This window comes from Enterobacter sp. R-1.6.2, from assembly GCF_035064085.1.
GTDB lineage: Bacteria > Pseudomonadota > Gammaproteobacteria > Enterobacterales > Enterobacteriaceae > Enterobacter > Enterobacter asburiae_B.
Map to the genome: position 1 here is coordinate 15,087 of NZ_JASEYI010000019.1, position 13,969 is coordinate 29,055.

Here is a 13,969-nt window from a genome sequence, read left to right on the forward strand (position 1 = left end):
ACAGCGGGGGCAAGCGCATGAAACTGGAAGCATCACTCAAACATTTTAGTCCTCAGGGAATGCATATCGGCGACGACGTGAAGGGAACTTCTCCGGACCGCCTTACAGGAACAGATGTAATGGCGGCGATTGGCACCACCAGCAGCCGTGCGCGCTTCGGCCTGGCGGCGTTCTTCGGTAAAGCAGGAATCAGCAAAACCGATGAACAGCTCGCAGTTCAGGCGCTGGCGCGATATGCGATGGATGTCGCACCGAAGAATGTTCGCAAAGCAGCTGGTGGGCAGTTCGGTTGGTGCATGCAGATGTTGGCACAATTTGCCTTTGCCGATTACTCCCGTTCGGCGGCTACCAGCGTGACATGTCACAGTTGCAGTGGTACCGGACGAACAACCCGCGAGCAGATTACCCGCAAGGTTTCGTACCCATGGGGTAAAGCTCCATACTGGGCCTGCCGCTCTCGTGCTGTTCGACCGTCTGACTGGGAGCAGTGGACGGAGGTAACAGAGGTTGTACCGGCGGTCTGTGATGCTTGCGAAGGCAAGGGAACGATCAGCGCCCGCTGTCGGTGTGGGGGTAAAGGCGAGGTTCTAGACCGCAAGGCCACAAGCGAGCGCGGCGCTCCGGTGTTTAAAACCTGCGAGCGCTGCAGCGGAAATGGATTTTCTGCGGTGCCGTCTACCGCAGCCTATAAAGTGATACTGAAGCGCGTTCCGGATCTGCACGTCAGAACATGGACTCGCAACTGGAAACCGTTTCTTGAGGCGCTGGTCAGCATTTGCCAGCAAGAGGAGGGGAAGGCGGCAAGGGAATTTCAGGCTGTAACCAGTAGCTGTGAAGAAAGCAGCAAAGTTTAGTTTTTTCACTACATAAAGCTTGATTTTGTCCGAAGTTGTCATGTATGCTTCTAATCATGCGGAGTAACGCCTAAAAGATTTCAACATGAAGCCCCTCTCGGGGCTTTTTCATTACTTAAGCCAACCTAAAAAGCCCATAAAGTTTTTAAGCTCGATTTCTTCTGCTGTCGAAGAGTATTTTATTTTATTTGCTATAGGTAATAGGTTCTTTTTAGTTAAGAACTTACCGGCTTGATGTTTTAGATTTTTTAGTCGTTTGATTCGTTCTTCAATTGTGGCCGCGATTCTGGCAGTTTCAGCAATCTCAGGGCTTGGTGCTGTCGATAGATCAATGGTACGAATTTTTTTGATATCTTCACTTATAGATACAAATAAATTTCGAAGGTTATTTTCGGGTAGTAGCACATGGGTAAATGATACTTTCCCCATGTCGTACTCGCTTGTTGCCTCTCCAGAATCCCGCATATGCTTATTCATTGCAAAAAGAATGGTTCTTGTCTTCTTATCAGTTTCAACTTCTGAAAGAGTTACAAAGCCACTCTGATTTTTTTCTAATAGGCGGATTTCTGCAGCTCCAAGCCTGCCAGAAAAATTGGAGTTTTTACTTTTTTCAATAGCAAACGACAGATAATCGATAGTGGGCTTGATGCTTCGTAGCGCTTCAATATTTTTTTTCCATGCATCACACTTATCTTTTGCGGTGCTAATAATTTCTCGGTTTGTTTCGATCTCCATGAATTTATTGAAACTGAGAACGTTTTCACCAAACTCAACTCCAAATTCGTTTTTTCCACATTTGTTGCCGATGTTGGTTTCTATACCTCTTGAGGTTTTGACGATGTAACCCATTTGGTGTGGCTGGTTGCATCCAGTTAAACCACAGTGGATTTCTTCCTTAAATTTATAGTAACCAATAATCTCCTCAAACTGATGATCGCCTTTTGCTATTTTGGCAACAAAATTTGGTCTTGAAGTGATTAGCTCCCAGTCGTCAACTTTTTCGCTGCCATTTTCTGTTCGAAGAAAAATCATGAATCGCTCCATTCGATAGTGGACCGTTTATTTTATCGCCATGCAATTGAGATCACCATATCTTAGTTTCACTTTTGAAATTGATTCGTTTGGCGGCCTTACTTCCCCTCATATTGAGAGAATTCACAGCATTGAGGGGGCTGTCCGATCCTGTTCCTGGCGCTACGGTCGCGTCTGGTGGGGAGCCAGAGTGTTTGGCCCCGCAACCGGGTATTTGCGAAGGTACATTGCACCAGTACCCCTATCGTATAGTCGGTTGTCACAAGACCTTATTCTTGCAAGGGTAGTTTCGCTTATGTATCATCTCGCTCCCGGCCCTTTAGCTCAGTTGGTTAGAGCGTGCGACTCATAATCGCCCGGTCGCTGGTTCAAGTCCAGCAAGGGCCACCAAACCGCCATTAGCTCATCGGGAAGAGCGAGCAACCACGCTGTTGTTTTTGTACGGGGTTCGAGGCCTCGATGGCGGACCAAGCGCTGTTAGCTCAGCAGGATAGAGCAATTGCCTTCTAAGCAATCGGTCACTGGTTCGACTCCAGTACAGCGTGCCATGCGGGCATCGTATAATGGCTATTACCTCAGCCTTCCAAGCTGATGATGCGGGTTCGATTCCCGCTGCCCGCTCCAGTTAAAGCTTTTCGGTCTGCGATGATGGGTTTCCCGGAGTGACTGAAAAGCACCCCCGTTTTGAATGGGCGCTGCTTTTCGCAAAATTGCTGTGTGAAAATACTGACCTTTGAGTTCAGCGCTCATCCAAAAGCATCTCGTCAAAATCCAATTAACCTCGGGTGGTTTGTTGGATGAGGTGCCTCAAATTCAAATAACCTCGCTTTGGCGAGGTTTTTCTTTTCTAAGGCTGCCATCTGGTGGCCTTTTTAATTTCCCCTCGTTCTGAGAGGACTTACAGCAAAAGAGGGGGCTAAATGTCCGCAGAACCAATAACTGCAACGGTAACGGCTGGCGTGGCCGCTGGAACCACTGGAATCACTTTTGCCACGTTATTTCCTGAAGCCACTCCTGCGGTTATGGTCTGCTCCCTCGCAGGGGCGGCACTGTATATCCTCAGTTCTGAGGACCACAAAATCTGGAAGCAGATTCTTTTCGCGCTTATTTCCTTTATCGGTGGCATTTACTGCGCCGGTACAGCTTCAGAGATCATTGCCGCCCTTATCAACGCCGGACTAAATCAGCTAAGTCCGCCAGTCACTATCAAGGTATCGCCCGCGATTGGCGCACTGGCGGCTTCAACGGTTTCCGTGACAATTCTGCTGCGCATTCTTGCCCGCTCAAAAACAGGCAATCTGCCCGGCGTGAAGGGGGAAGAATGACGTGGCTGCTGCTGAACTTTCCATGGCTGTTGCTTCACCTTAATGCACTGGCCTGCATCATGATTTCGTTCCGCCTGATGTTTTTCCGTAAACGAAGTATGCGCCGCCGCCGGGTAATGGAGTTTCTGGCCTACGGGCTGATTCTGGCTCCTGCATACACGGCTTTCCGCATCTGGCACGGCGATTATGTGCAGGTCGATTACGGTGAAATCCTCATTAACGTTGTTGTCTGCGTGGCTGTCTGGCGTGCTGGCGGCAATATCGCTCGTATTACTGGAGAGAGCACAACGTGACGAAAAACGAAATTTTTGACGCCATTCTTGGTAAGGAGGGCGGTTACGTTAATCACCCTGACGACAAAGGCGGCCCAACGAACTGGGGGATCACACAAGCGGTAGCTCGCGCCCACGGATTCACCGGAGATATGCGAAACCTGACCCGCCAGCAGGCGCTGGATATCCTGACGGCTGACTACTGGACAGGGCCACGTTTCGACCTTGTTTCTGAGGTATCACCAGCCATCGCCGCCGAACTGTGCGATACCGGCGTAAACATGGGCCCATCGGTTCAGACCAAATGGTTTCAGCGCTGGCTGAACGTGTTCAACATTCAGGGCACGCTCTATCCCGATCTGATTGCAGATGGTTTTATTGGTCCGCGAACCATCAGCGCGTTAAAAAGCTATCTTTCCCGGCGCGGAAAAGAGGGTGAGCTGGTTATGCTTCGGGCCCTGAATTGTAGCCAGGGTCAGCGTTATCTTGAGCTTGCAGAACAGCGCAGCGCGAACGAAACGTTTGTTTATGGCTGGGTAAAGGAGCGGGTGGTTATATGACGCTTGAGATAATTACCGGACTCGTTGTCGCGGTGTTTGCTGCTATTGCCGCCGCGTTTGGCCTGGGTCATTCACGCGGAACCAGCAAAGCGGAAGCGAAAGCCGACCAGCAGCGCACCGAAGATAACGCAGCGGCAGTGGTTGCAGCAGCAGAACGCAGGGTAGAGACAACGAAAGAGGCCAGCAATGTACAGCAAACTGTTAACCACATGCCTGATGACGATGTTGATCGCGAGCTGCGTGACACGTGGAAGCGTCCCGGTGGTGGTTGATACTGCCTGTGACTGGGTAAAGCCAATCTACCTGACTGATCACGACATCGACGTTATGGACCGCCAGACGAAGAAAGACATCCTGGCGCATAACAAAGCGTGGCAGGCGAACTGCCAGAAAGAAACCAGAGCCTCGCAATAGCGGGCGTTTTAACGCTACAAAGGTAAAGACGATGGATGAAGAGTATCGTAAAGACCTGCAACTGTGGTTTGGCCTGTCACATGCCGCTTTCTGCGTGATGCCCCGAGTTTTTATGGAGGCAATGCCAAAGGAGTGGCAAGAAAAGATGGCTCAACTGCTTTTTGAATACGACGACACAATTAAAACGAATGTCTGTGGGATTCATAGCTGTTTTGTTACTGCCAAAGACAGCAACAACCGCTTTATGAAGATGCCAGAAGATATTCTGAATTATCGTCATCCCCAACGTGAGTTTATCGAGTCATTCCTGAACAAGTAGCCATTACAAAGCTCACCAGCTGGTGAGCTTGATAATGGTTATCCCCGCAAAAGGATATTTGGCGTGGAATGCTTACTCAGTAACTTTAGAAAGCAGCGCTAAAATTTTTTCATTCAGTTGCTTCTCATATCCTTCTGGAACCGGATTTTCAAATTCTACGGGTGGTGCAGCATCAATGCCCTCCTGGAACGCCCGTGCAAGCAAGCCATGTTCTTTATTCATCGTGTTGATAACAGTAGACATGACCGTTATAGCCACTTTTGCTGCATGAAGATCCAATTGGAGACTATTTACGTAATCTTCAAGATTATCAATGCGTTCTTCTAAGTTACTCATTTTTGCGTCCTTCATGATTAGATTGCCAAACGTGCATAAGTATCAAATCAAAAACCCTGATTTTTATCCATAAATTTCGGAGTAAGCATGCAAGTCACTGTCAATGGTGTGACTTATGTTCCTCAATCAGTCGCATCGTCAGTTATTGGGATTGTCATCACCACGCACAACCGCGAGGACGTCCTAAAACGTTCCCTTAAACACCACATGCAGCACCTGCCGTCCGGCGCGCTGGTGGTTGTTATCGATGATGGTTCAAAACCTGCAGCGGTAGTGCCCGACGGCGTGCAGCTGCTTCGCAATGAAACATCACTCGGCATTGTTGCTTCGAAGAACGCTAGCCTGTCAGCCCTGATGGATGCCGGGTGCGAGCATCTTTTTCTGTGGGATGATGATGCCTGGCCCATCGCCGATAACTGGCATCTTCCCTACATCGAATCACCCGAGCCACACCTGGCTTACCAGTTTCTCGATCTTGCTGGCACGAACAAGCTGAATGACCTTTCGGTGCTTTACCGTGACAATCAGCATGTGGCGTATACCGGGCAGCGTGGCGTGATGCTTTATTACCACCGCAGCGCCATCGAGAAGGTGGGCGGATTCGATCCTGTTTATGGTCGCGGCATGTACGAACACAGCGACCTTGCCCTGCGCATCCATAACGCTGGCCTGACGACCTGGGCTTACGCTGATGTCATCGGTTCAGAAAAGTTGATTCATTCTCTCGATGAGCATGAGGCCGTAGAGCGTTCAGTGCCGAGGCCCGACCGCCAGGCGCTGGTGGAACGTAACGTGAAGATCCACAACGAACGGCGTGATACCGGGTATACCGGTTACGTTGAATACCGGAAGCAGCGCGACGTGGTTATCACTACGTTACTGACCAGCCAGCCTGATCCTCAGCGTGGTACGAAAATGACGGCCTCGCCTGACATTCTGAACAGGTGGGCGGCATCGCTTCGAAATTGTGGCCGTATTGCGCTGGTGGATGAATTACTGACGGCCCCGGCAGATGTTGAGCTGTATCTCGTACCTGACGTGAAGATGAATGTCTACTTTCGTCGCTGGCTGCACATCTGGCAGCACCTGCGAGATCACCCTGAGTACCGGTTCGTCTGGTGTACTGATGGTACCGATGTCGAAATGCTTCGCGCGCCGTGGGAAGAAATGGAACCCGGGAAGGTGTATGTCGGTTCTGAACCGAAGACCTACGCCGACTCCTGGGCGAAACAGAATCATCCTGAGCGTATCTATCAGGAATTCATTGAAGCGCACCGCGGTGATGTGATGCTTAACGCTGGTCTGCTGGGTGGCACCCGTGCTGATGTAATGGCGTTCGCTCACGGCATCATCCGTCTTTATTACCGGATCGAGAGTTATCGTTTCTGGAAGAAAGAACAGGTTGGCGCCGCGGTGGGTGACATGCTGGCGTTCGGTATTGTCGCGCAGTCATTCGCTGACAGGCTGGTCACTGGCCCTCTGGTACATACCGTTTTCAAAACTGATGGTATCGGTAAGGAGGCCGCATGGTGGAAACACAAGTGAAGTTTGTTGTGGTTGGTCATCATTCCCGGATAGGGCATGCACAACGTCTTGCTACGATGTTGGATGCTCATCTGCTGATTGACGATGGTAACCATGGCGCGAACTGGAATCATCGACGCGCCCTTGAATGGGCAGCAGAAAAAACATGCCGGGTAATTGTTGTTGAAGATGATGCTCAGCCTTCAAGCAGTCTTACTGAGCTGGTGATAGGTCACTGGCTAAACCGCTTCCCTGATTCTCTGGTGAGTTTTTATCTCGGTACAGGCCGACCACCTCAGTATCAAATGCAGATAGCCGAGCGGTTGATTGTTGCTGATAAAACTCAGGCTGACTACATCACTCTGCCGCGACTGATACACGGGGTGTGCTATAGCGTACCTCCGCAACATATCAACCGCGTGCTGTCTCGATGGGATAACAGTAAGCCCGCTGATTATGCCGTGGGTGATGCCTGGGGCGCTGCAGTGGTCTATCCGTGTTACTCGCTGGTGGACCATGCAGACTTTGAATCAGTCGAGTGTCACCCTGACTCAGCACCACGAACAGAACGCCGCAGGGCGTGGAGATTAGCCTGATGCCTGCGTTAATACCGAGAGCATGCCGCAAGCGTGGCTGTCCTGGAACAACCACAGACCGCTCTGGCTATTGTCCCAAGCATCTTAACGAAGGCTGGCAGCAGCATCAGCGAGGACAGAGCAGGCACCAGCGCGGTTATGGCAGTAAGTGGGACAGGCTGCGCCCAATCGTTCTCGACAGGGATAAACACCTCTGTCAGGAATGCCTGCGAAATGGAAGGTATACACCCGCTAAGACGGTGGACCACATCACCGCCAAAGCAAATGGGGGGACCGATGACCTGTCCAACCTTGAAAGCCTCTGCAAGCCCTGCCACAGGGCGAAAACAGCGGTCGAAAGACTCAAATGACATCAATTCTCATTTGAATAGACCGAGGGGGAGGGCGGGTTGAAAGTTCAGGAACGACGCGCCAAAGGACCGCCGCCTAACCTCTTTTCACATCGCCGCAGGTTAGAAAACTTTTTTAGGGGTCCCCCACTCGATGATTAATAGGAGTTTTCGATTATGTCTGGACCACCGAAAACCCCGACCCATCTACGTTTGGTGAGGGGTAACCCATCAAAACGCCCGATTAATGAAAACGAACCTAAGCCAGCTGCAGGGGTACCCCCAACGCCGAAGCATTTCAACAAGCAGGGGAAATACTGGTTTAAGCGGATGGCCGACGAGCTCGATGCTATCGGTGTGATGTCCCAGCTGGACGCCAGAGCCCTTGAGTTGCTGGTTGAGGCATATACCGAATACCGGCACCACTGCGACACGCTTGAAATTGAGGGGTACACCTACCGGACCGAAACGCAGAGCGGGGATGTGATGATCAAGGCTCACCCGGCAGCCGTCATGAAAGCTGATGCCTGGAAACGTCTGCGCGCCATGCTCGGTGAGTTCGGCATGACGCCAGCCAGCCGCTCTAAAGTGAATGCAAAAGGTCCTGATGCGGTTGACCCGCTGGCCGAGTTTATGAAAGCGAGGGATTAATGGCTAAGGTTGCAGAAGGCATCCGCTACGCCGAGAGGGTAGTGGCGGGGGAAATTATTGCCTGTGAGTATGTGCGCCTTGCCTGTCAGCGTTTTCTTGACGATCTGGCACACGGCGAAGAGCGCGGTATTTTCTTCAGTGAGCCGCGCGCGCAGCACATTCTGAATTTCTATAATTTTGTGCCTCACGTCAAAGGCGCGCTGGCAGGCCAGCCTATCGATCTGATGGACTGGCATGTTTTCATCCTGATTAATATTTTTGGTTTTGTTATCCCGCTGGTTAACGAAGAGACGGGGGAAACCGTCCTGCGTAACGACGGCAGCGGTCGGCCGGTGATGGTTCGGCGTTTCCGTACAGCAGATGTTGAGGTGGCCCGTAAAAATGCCAAATCAACACTTTGCTCCGGCGTGGGGCTCTATATGGCTGGCGCTGACGGCGAGGGCGGTGCGGAGGTTTATTCCGCTGCAACCACCCGTGACCAGGCGCGAATTGTTTTTGAAGACGCGAAAAATATGGTCAAGAAGGCGAAAGCCACTCTTGGGCGGATCTTCGAATTCAACAAGCTCGCTATCTACCAGGAGCAAACGGCCTCCAAATTCGAGCCTTTATCATCAGATGCGAACAACCTCGACGGCCTGAACATCCACTGTGCCATCGTCGACGAGCTGCATGCTCATAAAACCCGTGACGTCTGGGACGTTCTGGAGACGGCCACAGGCGCGCGCCTGCAATCGCTACTTTTCGGTATCACCACCGCCGGCTTCAACAAAGAAGGTATCTGTTACGAACTACGCGATTACGCAATCAAGGTCCTGCGCGGCCTGGTTAAAGACGATACGTTTTTTGCCATCATCTACACCTTAGATGAAGGTGACGATCCCTTTGATGAAAAAGTCTGGCAGAAGGCGAATCCGGGGCTGGGTATCTGTAAGCGCTGGGATGACCTGCGCCGCCTGGCTAAAAAGGCGAAAGAGCAGGTTTCGGCCAGGATTAACTTTTTCACCAAACACATGAATATCTGGGTTACCGCTGAGTCTGCCTGGATGGACATGATGAAATGGGAGAAATGCGAGTTTATCGCCCCGCAGCACGAACTTAAAACCTATCCCTCCTGGGTGGGCGTTGACCTTTCAAACAAAATTGATATCTGTGCAGCCGCTAAAGTCTGGCGCGCGCCAGGTGGCCACGTTCATGCGGATTTTAAATTCTGGCTGCCGGAGGGACGCCTTGAGAAGTGTTCACGCCAGATGGCAGAGCTCTATCGTAAGTGGGCCGAGATAGACAAGCTGATCCTTACCGACGGGGATGTAATCGACCATGCCCAGATTAAGGAAGAGCTGCAGGTGTGGGTTGCTGGCGAGAGTCTGAAAGAAATTGGCTTCGACCCGTGGAGTGCGACGCAGTTCAGCCTTGCGCTGGCAGAAGAAGGGCTGCCGCTGGTGGAAGTGCCACAGACGGTTCGCAATTTCTCTGAGGCGATGAAAGAAGTCGAAGCACTGGTATACGGTGGCCGCTTCCATCACAGTGATCACCCGGTAATGAACTGGATGATGTCCAACGTAACTGTCAAACCTGACCGGAACGAGAACATTTTCCCGAACAAGTCCACACCAGAGGCCAAGATTGATGGCCCGGCGGCATTGTTCACAGCAATGAGCCGCGTTCTGGTTAACGGTGGCAACGACCAGCAGGATCTCTCCGGATTCTTCAATAATCCCATCATGGTAGGTTTCTGATGAAAAAAAACAAACAGCCAGGCAGGGTGAAAAGCGCTCTGCTTAACTGGCTTGGTGTGCCTATCAGCCTGACTACCGGCACGTTCTGGGAGGAATGGTTTGGCACCAGCAGCAGCGGAAAGGTGGTCACGGCCGATAAAGCCATCCAGCTATCGGCTGTGTGGGCATGCGTAAGACTGTTAAGCGAGTCTATTTCAACCCTTCCGCTGAAAATATACGTTCGACAGCCTGACGGTTCGCGTAAAGCGGCAACCGATCATCCGGCCTATTCGATACTGTGCCGCCGACCCAATTCAGAAATGACACCATCACGCTTTATGTTGATGGTGGTCGCCAGTATTTGTCTGCGCGGGAATGCCTTCATTGAGAAGAAATTCATCGCAAACCGCCTGGTTTCGCTGGTGCCTTTACTGCCGCAGAACATGGTGGTTAAACGTCTCACGACCGGGACGCTGGAATACACATACACTGAAAACGGAAACGAGCGCGTCATTCCGGTTAAAAACATCATGCACATTCGCGGGTTCGGTCTGGATGGTGTTTGCGGCATGATGCCGATGAAGACTGGCCGGGATGTGATCGGTTCAGCAATGGCCGTTGAAGAGTCCGCGGCGAAAATATTCGAGCAGGGTCTGCAGAGCTCAGGTTTTCTCTCCGCTGATAATGCGCTGACAGACGATCAACGTGAAAGACTTCGTGGCTATATGGCATCATTCACCGGCTCCAAAAACGCCGGAAAAATTATGGTTCTTGAAGGCGGCCTGAAATATCAGGGCGTGACCATGAACCCGGAAGATGCTCAGATGCTCGAAAGCCGCGCATTTAGCATTGAGGAGATCTGCCGCTGGTTTCGCGTGCCGCCTTTCATGGTTGGTCACACCACGAAACAAAGCAGCTGGGCATCCAGCCTGGAAGGTATGAACCTGCAGTTTCTGACTCATACCCTTCGACCGCTGCTGGTGAATATTGAGCAGGAAATTGGCCGGTGCTTACTCGACAGCGATGACGAAGTGTTTGCAGAATTTTCTGTTGAAGGTCTACTGCGAGCCGATAGTGCCGGTCGCGCGGCATACTATACCAGCGCGCTTCAAAATGGCTGGATGTCCCGCAATGACGTTCGTCGTCTTGAGAACATGCCGCCAATTGAAGGGGGCGATATTTACACCGTTCAGCTCAACCTGACGCAACTGAAAAATCTCGAAAGCAGCAACCCTGCTGTTCAGGCACTGGCCCTGCGGGAGCTGCATAACCACGTATTCCCCGATATTTCCTTTGAACAATCTCCGCTGAAACAGGCCGCTTAGGAGCACTTTCCTGATGAGCAAAAAACAACTTCCGGTAGCACCGGCGGGTCGCCCCTGCGCGCGAGTTACCTGTGAAACATTACCGTCCGCACTGGACCGCTGGGACGGCGGGATCAAAGCGGCGGCCACCGACGATAACAGCATTTCTGTTTTTGATGTTATCGGGCAGGACTACTGGGGCGAAGGAGTAACAGCTAAACGTATTGCCGGTGCGCTTCGGGCGATGAACGGCGCCGACGTCACGGTGAATATCAACTCACCGGGCGGCGACATGTTCGAAGGTCTGGCTATTTATAACCTGCTCCGCGAATACGAAGGCCGTGTAACGGTGAAGGTGCTGGGCATTGCCGCCAGCGCCGCCTCGATAATTGCGATGGCCGGGGATGATATTCAGATTGGCCGCGGTGCCTTCATGATGATCCACAACTGCTGGGTATACGCGATGGGAAACCGCCATGATTTTGCAGAACTGGCACAGTCACTGGAACCCTTCGATACCGCTATGGCTGACATCTACGCGGCGCGCTCCGGCCTTGATATGGCCGCTGTGCAGAAGCTGATGGACGCGGAAAGCTATATAGGAGGCAGTGATGCTGTGGCGAAGGGACTGGCAGACAGCTTGCTTTCTGCTGATGCGGTCAGCGACGGCGACGAATCGCCTGCAGCCGCGCTTCGCAAACTTGATGCATTGCTGGCCAAGACCAACACCCCGCGCTCTGAGCGCAGAAAACTCATTAAAGCCTTATCCGGTGGCATGCCTGGCGCTGTCACCACCAACGACGGTACGCCGGGCGCTGCCGAAGACATCAAACCTGAAACCATCAATTCACTTGAAAGCGCCCTGGCGGCGTTAGTCAAATAAGGACCCTTTATGTCTGAAGTAAACGATATTCTGAAAAAAGTCACGGCCAGCATTGAAGAGGCAACCGGCAAGTTCAACGCGAAAGCAGAAGAAGCAGTGAAGGAGGCGCAGAAGTCCGGCAAGCTGTCAGAAGAAACAAAGGCAGCCGTCGATAAAATGGCTTCTGAGTTCAATGCCCTGCGTGAGGCAGAAAAAACGCTGAAGGCAGCTATGGGCGAACTCGAGCAGCATGTAGCTCAGATGCCGCTGGCAAACGCGAAGCATGTTGTGGAATCAATCGGCCAGCAGGTGATCTCTGCTGAAGCGCTGAAAACCTTTGCCTCCGGTGTGGAAGGTGGCAAACGTATCAGTATCCCGGTTAAGGCGGCACTGACTTCTGCGGATGTGCCTGATGGCGTCGTCGAACCCCAGCGAATTCCGGGCATCGATACGGCACCGAAGCAGCGCCTGTTCATCCGCGATCTGATTGCGCCTGGTCGCACTTCCTCCCCGGCTATTTTCTGGGTGCAACAGACAGGCTTTACCAACAACGCGAAAGTGGTTCCTGAAAATTCACAGAAACCATACAGCGACATTGAGTTTACGCCGAAAATCACTGGTGTAAGCACCATCGCTCACCTGTTCAAAGCCTCGAAGCAGATCCTGGATGACTTCGCACAGCTGCAGTCAACCGTTGATGCAGAAATGCGCTACGGACTGAAGTACGCGGAAGAGCAGGAAATTCTCTTCGGTGATGGTACCGGCGTGCATCTGCATGGCATTGTTCCTCAGGCGTCAGCGTTTAATCCGGCGTTTACTGTGGAACAGCAGAGCGGGATTGACGATCTGCGCCTGGCAATGCTGCAGGCGCAACTGGCGCGATTCCCAGCATCTGGCCACGTTCTTCACTTCATTGACTGGGCGCGGATCGAACTGACCAAAGACAGCCTTGGCCGTTACATCCTGGCTAACCCTGCAGCGCTGACTGGACCGACGCTTTGGGGCTTGCCGGTTGTAGCCACGGAAGCGGCGGCCTTCCAGGGTAAATTCCTGACCGGTGCTTTCAACGCTGGGGCGCAAATCTTCGACCGCGAAGATGCGAACGTGGTTATCTCCACGGAGAACGCCGACGACTTCGAGAAAAACATGATCACCATCCGTTGTGAAGAACGTCTGGCACTGGCCGTTAAACGCCCTGAAGCATTCGTGTACGGTTCATTCAGCACTGGCGCTGGTAGCTGATAAATAATGCGGCCTTCGGGCCGCTTTTACAGGTGGGAAAATGAAACTGATTGCACTTAAACCGATTTATTTCGGCGGTACTGTCGTTACTGAGGGGCTTCCGCTGGAAACTCTGGAACAGCACGGTCGCGAGCTCATCAAAAAAGGCTATGCGAAGCTCGATGAATCAGAAAATCCTGCAGAGCAGGAACAGCAGCAGGAACAGCAGCAGGAACAGCAGCAGGAACAGCAGCAGGAACAGCAGCAGGAACAGCAGCAGGAACAGCCGGAAGTAAAAGCGGACAAGAAGGCGAAAAAATAATGGTCGATCTTGATGTGGTGAAACAGCACTGCCGCATTGATACCGATTTTACCGGCGATGATGCTCTGCTGAAGATATACACAGGTGCGGCTGCGCAATATGTACAGACATGGACAAGGCGAACGCTCTATGACACTGAAAGCAGCCCTGGATACGCAGAAGACCCTGATTCGATTCTCCTTAAAGACGATGTGAAGGCTGCGATGTTACTCCTTATCGGTCACTGGTATGCAAACCGAGAGGCAGTAAATATCGGGAACATAACATCAGATATCCCATTTGCTGTGGAAGCATTACTGCAGCCGTACCGAATCTATGGGTTGTAGGAGGTGT

18 protein-coding genes, 3 tRNA genes and 1 pseudogene are annotated in these 13,969 nt (G+C 52.0%); 20 read left to right on the plus strand and 2 right to left on the minus strand.

Annotation, left to right across the window (positions count from 1 at the left end; genetic code table 11):
* Window positions 1–17: 17 nt before the first annotated feature.
* Window positions 18–854: an antitermination protein gene (locus QMN93_RS18760; RefSeq protein ID WP_323619721.1), complete on the plus strand. Its 837-nt coding sequence runs from the start codon at window positions 18–20 to the stop codon at window positions 852–854.
* 111 nt (window positions 855–965) lie between these two features.
* Here the strand turns inward: QMN93_RS18760 and QMN93_RS18765 are convergent, their stop codons facing one another.
* The gene (locus tag QMN93_RS18765; protein WP_323619722.1) at window positions 966–1,886 is read right to left on the minus strand and encodes a hypothetical protein; all 921 of its coding nucleotides are present in this window, start codon (window positions 1,884–1,886) and stop codon (window positions 966–968) included.
* Between the two features lie 313 nt (window positions 1,887–2,199).
* Here QMN93_RS18765 and QMN93_RS18770 point away from each other — a divergent pair.
* From QMN93_RS18770 to QMN93_RS18810, 9 genes are all read left to right on the plus strand, one after another.
* Window positions 2,200–2,276, plus strand: a tRNA-Ile gene (locus tag QMN93_RS18770).
* An 81-nt stretch (window positions 2,277–2,357) separates the two neighbouring features.
* Window positions 2,358–2,434, plus strand: a tRNA-Arg gene (locus QMN93_RS18775).
* Between the two features lies 1 nt (window position 2,435).
* Window positions 2,436–2,510, plus strand: a tRNA-Gly gene (locus tag QMN93_RS18780).
* A 296-nt stretch (window positions 2,511–2,806) separates the two neighbouring features.
* Window positions 2,807–3,211 carry a putative holin gene (locus QMN93_RS18785; RefSeq protein ID WP_047056281.1) on the plus strand — a complete coding sequence of 135 codons (405 nt, stop codon included), beginning with the start codon at window positions 2,807–2,809 and terminating at the stop codon, window positions 3,209–3,211.
* Entirely contained in the window at window positions 3,208–3,504 is a 297-nt protein-coding gene (locus QMN93_RS18790; protein WP_047625964.1) for a phage holin family protein, read from the plus strand. The genes QMN93_RS18785 and QMN93_RS18790 overlap by 4 nt, the downstream gene beginning before the upstream one ends.
* Window positions 3,501–4,043, plus strand: coding sequence for a glycosyl hydrolase 108 family protein (locus QMN93_RS18795; RefSeq protein ID WP_323619723.1), 543 nt, complete (start codon window positions 3,501–3,503; stop codon window positions 4,041–4,043). Before QMN93_RS18790 ends, QMN93_RS18795 begins: the two co-directional genes overlap by 4 nt.
* On the plus strand, window positions 4,040–4,315 hold the full coding sequence (locus QMN93_RS18800; RefSeq protein ID WP_033146311.1) for a hypothetical protein: 276 nt from the start codon (window positions 4,040–4,042) through the stop codon (window positions 4,313–4,315). Before QMN93_RS18795 ends, QMN93_RS18800 begins: the two co-directional genes overlap by 4 nt.
* Window positions 4,266–4,457, plus strand: coding sequence for a hypothetical protein (locus QMN93_RS18805; RefSeq protein WP_050482960.1), 192 nt, complete (start codon window positions 4,266–4,268; stop codon window positions 4,455–4,457). The genes QMN93_RS18800 and QMN93_RS18805 overlap by 50 nt, the downstream gene beginning before the upstream one ends.
* A 31-nt stretch (window positions 4,458–4,488) precedes the next feature.
* The gene (locus QMN93_RS18810; protein WP_193143782.1) at window positions 4,489–4,776 is read left to right on the plus strand and encodes a hypothetical protein; all 288 of its coding nucleotides are present in this window, start codon (window positions 4,489–4,491) and stop codon (window positions 4,774–4,776) included.
* Window positions 4,777–4,848: 72 nt separating this feature from the next.
* Here the strand turns inward: QMN93_RS18810 and QMN93_RS18815 are convergent, their stop codons facing one another.
* Window positions 4,849–5,112: a hypothetical protein gene (locus QMN93_RS18815; RefSeq protein WP_323619724.1), complete on the minus strand. Its 264-nt coding sequence runs from the start codon at window positions 5,110–5,112 to the stop codon at window positions 4,849–4,851.
* Window positions 5,113–5,199: 87 nt separating this feature from the next.
* Between QMN93_RS18815 and QMN93_RS18820 the strand changes: the two genes are divergently transcribed.
* The 10 genes and pseudogenes from QMN93_RS18820 to QMN93_RS18865 all read left to right on the plus strand — a co-directional run bounded on the left by QMN93_RS18820 (window position 5,200) and on the right by QMN93_RS18865 (window position 13,962).
* Window positions 5,200–6,657 (plus strand): glycosyltransferase family 2 protein, encoded by a 1,458-nt coding sequence (locus tag QMN93_RS18820; protein ID WP_323619725.1) that lies wholly within the window; start codon window positions 5,200–5,202, stop codon window positions 6,655–6,657.
* Window positions 6,639–7,320: pseudogene (locus QMN93_RS18825) on the plus strand (hypothetical protein). The gene QMN93_RS18820 and the pseudogene QMN93_RS18825 overlap by 19 nt, the downstream one beginning before the upstream one ends.
* Window positions 7,244–7,582 carry an HNH endonuclease signature motif containing protein gene (locus QMN93_RS18830; protein WP_323619764.1) on the plus strand — a complete coding sequence of 113 codons (339 nt, stop codon included), beginning with the start codon at window positions 7,244–7,246 and terminating at the stop codon, window positions 7,580–7,582. The pseudogene QMN93_RS18825 and the gene QMN93_RS18830 overlap by 77 nt, the downstream one beginning before the upstream one ends.
* A gap of 156 nt (window positions 7,583–7,738) precedes the next feature.
* Window positions 7,739–8,212, plus strand: coding sequence for a phage terminase small subunit P27 family (locus tag QMN93_RS18835; RefSeq protein WP_284593245.1), 474 nt, complete (start codon window positions 7,739–7,741; stop codon window positions 8,210–8,212).
* A complete protein-coding gene (locus QMN93_RS18840) occupies window positions 8,212–9,948 on the plus strand; it encodes a terminase large subunit (protein WP_284593246.1) in 1,737 nt (578 codons plus the stop codon). The genes QMN93_RS18835 and QMN93_RS18840 overlap by 1 nt, the downstream gene beginning before the upstream one ends.
* The gene (locus QMN93_RS18845) at window positions 9,948–11,252 is read left to right on the plus strand and encodes a phage portal protein (protein WP_284593247.1); all 1,305 of its coding nucleotides are present in this window, start codon (window positions 9,948–9,950) and stop codon (window positions 11,250–11,252) included. The genes QMN93_RS18840 and QMN93_RS18845 overlap by 1 nt, the downstream gene beginning before the upstream one ends.
* 13 nt (window positions 11,253–11,265) lie before the next feature.
* On the plus strand, window positions 11,266–12,114 hold the full coding sequence (locus QMN93_RS18850) for a head maturation protease, ClpP-related (protein ID WP_088544735.1): 849 nt from the start codon (window positions 11,266–11,268) through the stop codon (window positions 12,112–12,114).
* Window positions 12,115–12,123: 9 nt separating this feature from the next.
* A complete protein-coding gene (locus tag QMN93_RS18855) occupies window positions 12,124–13,335 on the plus strand; it encodes a phage major capsid protein (RefSeq protein WP_284593248.1) in 1,212 nt (403 codons plus the stop codon).
* Between the two features lie 40 nt (window positions 13,336–13,375).
* On the plus strand, window positions 13,376–13,636 hold the full coding sequence (locus QMN93_RS18860) for a hypothetical protein (protein ID WP_323619727.1): 261 nt from the start codon (window positions 13,376–13,378) through the stop codon (window positions 13,634–13,636).
* Window positions 13,636–13,962, plus strand: coding sequence for a head-tail connector protein (locus tag QMN93_RS18865; protein ID WP_207168135.1), 327 nt, complete (start codon window positions 13,636–13,638; stop codon window positions 13,960–13,962). The genes QMN93_RS18860 and QMN93_RS18865 overlap by 1 nt, the downstream gene beginning before the upstream one ends.
* The last annotated feature ends 7 nt before the right edge of the window (window positions 13,963–13,969 follow it).